Annotated in this window: 9 protein-coding genes; 4 read left to right on the top strand and 5 right to left on the bottom strand. The window is 39.8% G+C overall.

Annotated elements, in window-relative coordinates:
- The 3 genes from IQ242_RS11855 to IQ242_RS11845 all read right to left on the bottom strand — a co-directional run.
- A partial coding sequence (locus IQ242_RS11855) for a PIN domain-containing protein (protein ID WP_193960110.1) occupies positions 1-220 on the bottom strand: 220 nt, incomplete at its 3' end.
- The gene (locus IQ242_RS11850; RefSeq protein ID WP_002790479.1) at positions 213-485 is read right to left on the bottom strand and encodes an AbrB/MazE/SpoVT family DNA-binding domain-containing protein; all 273 of its coding nucleotides are present in this window, start codon (positions 483-485) and stop codon (positions 213-215) included. The genes IQ242_RS11850 and IQ242_RS11855, both read right to left, overlap by 8 nt.
- A 111-nt stretch (positions 486-596) precedes the next feature.
- Positions 597-2,153 (bottom strand): AAA-like domain-containing protein, encoded by a 1,557-nt coding sequence (locus IQ242_RS11845; protein WP_193960109.1) that lies wholly within the window; start codon positions 2,151-2,153, stop codon positions 597-599.
- A gap of 382 nt (positions 2,154-2,535) precedes the next feature.
- Here IQ242_RS11845 and IQ242_RS11840 point away from each other — a divergent pair, with 382 nt between their 5' ends.
- Entirely contained in the window at positions 2,536-3,789 is a 1,254-nt protein-coding gene (locus tag IQ242_RS11840) for a competence/damage-inducible protein A (RefSeq protein ID WP_193960108.1), read from the top strand.
- Between the two features lie 207 nt (positions 3,790-3,996).
- Entirely contained in the window at positions 3,997-4,128 is a 132-nt protein-coding gene (locus IQ242_RS26740; RefSeq protein ID WP_255520650.1) for a hypothetical protein, read from the top strand.
- A gap of 83 nt (positions 4,129-4,211) precedes the next feature.
- On the opposite strand, the gene IQ242_RS11835 is transcribed toward IQ242_RS26740, so the two are convergent.
- On the bottom strand, positions 4,212-5,807 hold the full coding sequence (locus tag IQ242_RS11835; protein ID WP_193960107.1) for an Hsp70 family protein: 1,596 nt from the start codon (positions 5,805-5,807) through the stop codon (positions 4,212-4,214).
- 191 nt (positions 5,808-5,998) lie between these two features.
- On the opposite strand from IQ242_RS11835, the gene IQ242_RS11830 reads away from it, so the two are divergent.
- Complete coding sequence (locus tag IQ242_RS11830) at positions 5,999-6,598, top strand: Uma2 family endonuclease (RefSeq protein ID WP_052278009.1); 600 nt, start codon at positions 5,999-6,001, stop codon at positions 6,596-6,598.
- Between the two features lie 99 nt (positions 6,599-6,697).
- Positions 6,698-7,165 (top strand): DUF29 domain-containing protein, encoded by a 468-nt coding sequence (locus IQ242_RS11825; RefSeq protein ID WP_002757365.1) that lies wholly within the window; start codon positions 6,698-6,700, stop codon positions 7,163-7,165.
- Between the two features lie 77 nt (positions 7,166-7,242).
- Here IQ242_RS11825 and IQ242_RS11820 read toward each other — a convergent pair.
- Positions 7,243-7,413, bottom strand: a 171-nt coding sequence (locus IQ242_RS11820) for a Uma2 family endonuclease (RefSeq protein WP_193960106.1), incomplete at its 5' end; no start/stop codon positions are given.

Raw genomic sequence — 7,413 nt, 5'->3', positions numbered from 1 at the left:
CAATAATTTCTAGACTATTTTGTAATAATCCTTCATCTCTCAATCGTTTAATAATTTCCTCTGGGGATTCTCCTAAGTCAACAATTTTCGATAATACCTCTACCCAATTAATAATACTGATATAACAGCCATTAATCAAGGCATTTTCTACAATTTCTGCTCCTAGTTCATCTCTAAGATAAGCTAAAAAGGCAGAAGCATCTAACACAGATTTATTCACTTAAATACTCCTGTCTGCGTTCTTGAATAAGTTCATCTACTAAATTTCTATCAGGTGATTTATTTTTTAATAAACCTCTTAATTTTTTAACTTGATTTTTGAGACTAACTAATTGCAGTGTTCCATTATCTTCCAGAGTTAAAATCAATCTATCTCCAGATTCTAAATTAAGAATTTGTTGGATTTCTTGCGGTAAAGTTAAACGTCCTTCTGGTTCAATATCAAGTATGTATTGTTGAGAAAGTGATGAATTAGCAACTGTCATAACTTTATATTTCCTTGTTTTCTACCTATTTCTAGTTTAGCAAAATTCTCAAAGTTAATCCTGTAGGGTGCGTTAATGAAATGTAACACAAACAGTAAGTTTTGGAAAGACTCAAGCTCTAATCACAGTAATTTTATATTGGTTTTCTGTCACCACCACCTGCGTTGATAACCTTTCTTCCATTGGTAAGGCATTTTTCCGCCTATCAAAGATAAATAACCAACCAAAATCTAACCCCAAACGCCCTAAATAAGATTCTAATTGTTCAATTCCGTCAGCTTGGGGATCGCGTTTTTTATCCCGCCATACTTTTAATTCAATCCCTAAAATTACATCTTTATACTGCAAACATAAATCCATTCTATCACTACCAATTGCATATTCCCTTTCTAAAACTCCCCCACCATTAACCACACGATGTAAAAAAGCCATTAATACTATATGTGGAGCGATTTCATGATAACCAGTGCTACCTAATAATGGTTCGACCTGTTGTCGCCAAAATTTGAGAAATGCTGTTAATAAAGCATCTATATTTAATTCACCCTCTGGGGTTAACCAAGTGGGTGCAATCATGGGTAAAGATGCCATCGGTGTGACTGTTAACACCCTGGGTAACACTTCCCGATAAATGGGATTAGCAATAGTTAATCCTCCGTAGGGGTGCATTTTACATAATCCTAAATCCATCACAAATTGAATATCATCATTGGGAATATTTCCTAATTCTAAACCTGCTAACATCGGTTCAATAATGGCTTTAATTCTTGGTTCTCTTAACCTTTCCGCTAAACTATCTAAATGAGTATCCTGACGAGCAATTAATATTTCTTTGGCTGTTAAAATGTGTTCTTTGGTAATAGCAATACTTCTATCTTTTACCATTTTTTCTACAATTTCTTTAGCTAAAGCATTGACTAACCAAGGTTGTCCTTGAGTTAAATCAAACGCTGTTTCTATTGCTTCTGGTGTGAAAATTTGTCCGGTTGCTGCTGTATGTTGTTGATATAATTCAACCACTTCTGCAAGATTAAAATTTCGCATAGTCAGAGAAGCAACTTTAATATTAAAAGGACTAGATGTATTTAATCTGTCACTACCTCCCGATGCTACTTTATAATCTCGCACATCTCGCAAACCAATTAATCCTACTGATGAGGGAAAATTTTCTGGACGATTGGGAAAACCATCTCTTAACTGTCGTAAAACTGATATTAATGTTTGGTCTTGTAAAGAGTCAATTTCATCTATAAATAATACTATGGGACGATTTATCGCTTTTGACCAATCTGATAAAAAAGCCTTGATTCTGCTTCCTGCTTCTTCCTGTTGCCATTCTTTTACAGGTGGTTGCAATTCTTTAGGTAAACGAATATTTATTGTATTATACCATGCCCCTAAAATTGCCAATTCTGCGGCACTAGGATCATGATTAAATGCACTTCCTACTTCCACTGATACCATGACTGCGGCATAATTTCCTCTATCGGTAAGTTGTTTTGCTAGGGCTAACATTGCGGTGGTTTTCCCTGTTTGTCGTGGTGCGTGAAGGACAAAGTAACTATGCTGTTGAATTAGCTCCTCTAAATCTGGTAATCGCACTGTGGGAGAGAGCATATAGTGGATATCGTCTTTACAGGGACCTGCAATATTAAACCAGCGAGTCATAGAATTTTATTATTTAGTGGACATTTTAATTTTAGATGATTTTGGTGTGGTTTGTGATGGCAGCAAGGAAGAGGTGATGCTCGGCAATACTTTGTTATGCTTGATTATGATCAATTATTGTTATATAGAGGAATGGTAGGCTGATTTTACGTTTGCTCATAGGTAGTGATTTTATTGTCGTGTAATCAGATATGGGCTGTTCAGCAACAAAGTGGCATTTAATATACAAGACTTTGATTCTTGATAGCTTACCGGTATAATACTGGAGCGCACTGGTATGGTTAACTTCCAGTACCATCGTTACCGAAACCCGATCGAACGATGGTGACAGGAGATCAGTTGATGATCAAAATTGAAAATCTTAAGCTAATTGTCAAAAATTATGGCCGCTGAAATTATTTGTGTAGGAACGGAATTATTATTAGGGGATATAGTTAATACTAACGCCCAATATTTAGCCCTAGAATTGGCAAAATTAGGCATTCCCCATTATTATCAAACGGTGGTGGGGGATAATGTAGAAAGACTGAAAAAAGCGATCGCTATTGCCCTAGAACGTTCTTCAATTTTAATTTTTACTGGCGGACTGGGACCGACTCCCGACGATTTAACCACAGAAACAATCGCCGATTTTTTCCAAACCCCCCTCAGAGAAGATCAGGAGATTTTAGCAGAAATCGAGGCTAAATTTACGAGTTTAGGGCGAGAAATGCCTCCTAGTAACAGTAAACAGGCTTTAATACCCGTGGGAGCCGATTTTTTGCCAAATCCGACCGGAACCGCCCCCGGCATGATCTGGCAACCAGAGACTAACGTAACTATTCTCACTTTCCCCGGAGTACCCTCAGAAATGAAGAGAATGTGGGTAGAAACGGCGATTCCTTACCTAAAAAGTCAAGGATGGGGCAAAGAGAGGATTTATAGTCGTTCTCTCAAATTTCGCGGTATTGGTGAGTCAGCTTTAGCGGAAAAAGTTGCCCATTTATTCGCTCTGACTAATCCCACCGTTGCCCCCTATGCTGGTTTAGGCGAAGTGCGTTTACGAATTGCGACGAAAGCACCTTCTTTACAGGCTGCTTTGCAGGTAATTGAACCGGTAGCAACGGAAATTAAGGAAATCGCCGGATTAGATTATTTTGGGGCTGATGATGATACTTTACCCGCGGTGGTGGGGGAACTTTTGCGGCGGCAAAAACAAACTTTGAGTGTGGCAGAATCCTGTACCGGAGGGGGATTAGGGGAAATTATCACCCAAATCGCCGGCAGTTCCGATTATTTTTGGGGTGGGGTTATTTCCTACGATAATCGGGTAAAAGTTGCCCTCTTAGACGTAAATGAGCGGGATTTAAATAATGTCGGGGCTGTCAGTGCCATTGTTGCCCAACAGATGGCCCTAGGGGTGCAAAAACGCCTCGCTACCGATTGGGGGATCAGTATCACGGGTATTGCCGGACCGGGAGGCGGCAGCGAGACAAAACCCGTGGGCCTAGTTTATATCGGTTTAGCCAGTCCTGAAGGAAAAGTGACTGTATCTGAGCATCGTTTCGGAGAAAATCGAGATCGCTTGACCATTCGCCAGATTAGTGCCTATACCGCCCTCGATCGCCTACGCCGGAATTTATTAATAATGTCTTAAAAAAGAATTGCCAAGAATATATACTCAGACTAAAAAGTTATGTTAAGCTTAATATAAGTACAAGATATAGATTCCCCCGTTCGTCAGATTGAACAGCCAAACGATAAAAATTAGTTAAAATTCTCTAGAATCAAGCTTTTGCGTGGCTGTTGCGGGGATCAATCGACGAAAACTCATAGCTAGTATCTCAAAGGAGCCATTTGGTCAATGGACTATTTAGATGAAGTGATAGAAAAATTGAGAGAATGGGCGCGCAAACTGATCGAGAGTGTTTTTGGTCCGGAACCCGAACCCGAACCCGAACTAATCCCGATCCCCGTGCGCGATCACAGTCGATAAAGCCACCAGTAAAACAGAATATTGCGATAATATCAGTGCAAACTTACCATGAGTCTGCACTTGATTTTTAGGTGAAGCCAAATCTAGCTTAATTTGGTGACTATTTGATTATTTAGTAACAATTCTTGACTGAGTAAATCTTCCACATTAATCCGCAGAAAACACTGATCATCAATCCAGAACTGCACTTTAATGCGATCTTTACCCCGGAAACCTAAAGGAGCGAGTTGAGCGATGGATCTTGCTCCCTCGCGATCATTTAAGGGTTGGACGCTAGTTTCTCCATTACTCAGGGAACGAGTAATTAATTTATCACCATCAAAATAAACCTCCATTGCTCCACTTTCTGTGCCTAATTCGCCGATAATTAACTCAATGCTAGGCTGATTGTCCACAGAAACACCTAGGACTAATTCCACGGGTTTTTCCATGGGATAGGGTTGTCCAGAGTTAATAATTGGATGCCAAGCGTGGGCATTTTTGCGACGATTCCAGTAACGAATGCCATAGCTATGATAGAGAAAATCTTTGACTTGATAACCTTGGGCTAATTGTAACGCTCCTAAAGCGATCGCTTCAAAGGGTCGATCCTCTTTAATTTTACTACTATCAAAATACTGTCGCACCCAATCTTTTACCGCCGGAATTTGTACAGTTCCCCCAACTAATAACACCGCATCGATGTCGCTAACTTCAATTCCATTGCGTCTTCCCTGTTGCAAAACTCCCGTCATTAAATCATCTAATTGATTAAAAAAGTTTTGTTGTTGGAGAATATCGGTCAATTGTTCTCGATCTAAACTTAACTCGTAACTCTCGAAATTTTCCTCATCAAAATATACCTCCTCGGCGGTTAATTGGGAAGAAAGTTTAATTTTTAATCTTTCTGCTAGACGAGTAGTCAGGGAAGTTTTCGCTAAAGATTGCTTTTGGGCAAAATAATCGACAATCCAATCGTCGATATCTGACCCCCCTAAATTTATCCCCGCCTTGGCTAAAACCCTCGCTAGTTTAGTTTTTTGAGCGGAATTATTGCCTAAAAGTTTTTCTCCCCACTTGAGAATAAAACCTTGATTTTTTTGAGGATTATCTAAATCTAATTGTACCAAAGAAAGATCGAGGGTGCCACCGCCAAAATCTACCACTAAAATCACTTGATCACCCGTGGTTCCATAACCCAAAGCGGCGGCAGTGGGTTCATCAATTAGGCGAATTTGTTCGATTTCCCACCCCTGACAAACATTACTTAACCAATTGCGGTAACTTTCAAAACTATCGACGGGGACGGTTAAAACTAGAGATTGGGGGGTTTCCGGGGTGGTGTTTTTTAAGTTGTCGATGATGCTATCGAGAAACCATTGGCCAACCCCCTCGAAACTGAGGACAGTTTCCTCTAATTCCGGTAAAAATCCTTGAATTTTTGCCCCGATACCTCGTTTAAAGCGACGAAAAAAACGCGGGTCTCGATCGATATCTAAACCCCGATCGCGCACTGCTTGACCGGCAATTACTTGCAGAGGATTGGCCGATTTAATATAGAGTAAACTGGGAATTAGGGGGGGATTGTCGGCTATTTGTTGGGATAACTCCGATAATTTGACGGTTTCGGCCCTATTTGTCGCCCCATTCCAACGAGTAATGACGGTATTACTGGTTCCGAAATCAATAGCGTAGAACACGATCGATAGTTTTTAGGTAAATTTAGTTAATTATTGGCTATTGTAACCTGTTATTTAGTGAAACCGCCCGATCAAGGTGGAAGTTTCCCAAAAAAATCGGGAATTTGTTCAGCGCAAGCTCAAGAATTCTGAGCAAAAACTTGACAAATAATCTTTAATAGTATATATGAGTTGCACCTGATCAAAGGATTATGTTAGCAGTTACTACCTCACCCGAAACCCTCTCCTTAGAAATTCCTAGCGCGATCGCTCTCTCTATCACCCTTGAACAGTTTGAAGCCCTTGCTGCGGTCAACCGTGACTTAAAATTAGAACGTACAGCCCAAGGAGAATTAATCGTGAATCCCCCGACAGGTGGCGAATCAGGACAGCGAAATTTTCGTATAACAGGACAATTGTTTCGCTGGTGCGAAGAAAATGAAGCTTTAGGGGTCGGGTTTGACTCTTCCACTGGATTTATACTACCAAATGGGGCGATTCGTTCTCCTGATCTATCTTGGGTGAGTCGAGAACGCTGGGAATCTTTAACCCCTAAGCAGAAAAAGGGATTTATTCCCCTCTGTCCCGATTTTGTGGTGGAATTGCGCTCTGAATCCGATAGTCTTGACAAATTACAGAAAAAACTGCTCGAATATAGGGAAAATGGCGCAAGGTTAGGCTGGTTAATCGATCCCCAGAATCGGCAAGTTGAAATTTATCGTCAAGGAAAGGAGGTAGAAATATTAGAAAATCCCACTGATTTATCGGGTGAAGATGTTTTACCCAATTTTAGCTTAAATTTAAAGCTCTGATGTTTTAAGGGGTCATCCTGCGATATTTTGCCAATCTTTTTGAGATCAGGGAGTCGCTTCTAAATTATCTAAGAATTCCTTTTTCTAGGTCATCATCAAATGAGCATCGAAAAGTCTTTAGTTTCCTCAGGTAAAAGTCTTTATCAAGAAGATTTCTACCGATGGTTACAAGAAACCGCTAATTTACTCAAAGAACATCGTTTTGAAAAATTAGACTTAGAAAATTTGATCGAAGAAATTGAAACGATGGGAAGGAGTGAAAAACGAGAACTAGAAAGTCGCTTAACCGTCATTGCCGAACATTTGCTTAAATTGACTTACTGGCTAACTGAAAAGGAAGCAAATGCTCAAGGATGGCGCAGCACAATTGTTGAACAACGCCGACAAGTTCAACGCTTATTAAAAGAGAGTCCAAGTCTGAGAAGATTGATTCCTGAAATCTGGATAGATTGTTACCAAGCAGCCAGAGAAGATACTGTAAGAAAGTATCTTCTCTCTGCTGATTTATTCCCGATTGAATCACCCTTCACCCTTGCAGAAATCCTTGATTCTGACTATCTTCCTTAAAACTCAAGTTCGGTATTTTATCGATGAAGACAATGCCCAACAAAGCAAAGCGTTAAACGGCAATCACTACCTCTGATTTACCAAATCAAAGTAAGATTTAAACTAAATTCTGGCAGAATACTTTCCCCCGATAAACTCTCTGGATTAGTTAAAATTTCTACTGCCTGTCCTTGACGATAAATTTCTACTTCTCTCGTTTTTCTATTGATTAACCAACCTAAACGAGTCCCATTATCTAAATATTCCTG

The organism is Microcystis sp. LEGE 08355, from assembly GCF_015207185.1.
GTDB classification, from domain to species: Bacteria; Cyanobacteriota; Cyanobacteriia; order Cyanobacteriales; family Microcystaceae; genus Microcystis; species Microcystis panniformis.
This window is presented reverse-complemented; position numbering and strand designations above follow the sequence as displayed.

Excerpts from the sequence above, each read along its gene's own strand:
- IQ242_RS11830 (WP_052278009.1), top strand. The coding sequence starts at position 5,999 with ATGTTAGCAGTTACTACCTCACCCGAAACCCTCTCCTTAGAAATTCCT.
- IQ242_RS11840 (WP_193960108.1), top strand. The coding sequence starts at position 2,536 with ATGGCCGCTGAAATTATTTGTGTAGGAACGGAATTATTATTAGGGGAT.
- IQ242_RS26740 (WP_255520650.1), top strand. The coding sequence starts at position 3,997 with ATGGACTATTTAGATGAAGTGATAGAAAAATTGAGAGAATGGGCGCGC.
- IQ242_RS11850 (WP_002790479.1), bottom strand. The coding sequence starts at position 485 with ATGACAGTTGCTAATTCATCACTTTCTCAACAATACATACTTGATATT.
- IQ242_RS11825 (WP_002757365.1), top strand. The coding sequence starts at position 6,698 with ATGAGCATCGAAAAGTCTTTAGTTTCCTCAGGTAAAAGTCTTTATCAA.
- IQ242_RS11845 (WP_193960109.1), bottom strand. The coding sequence starts at position 2,153 with ATGACTCGCTGGTTTAATATTGCAGGTCCCTGTAAAGACGATATCCAC.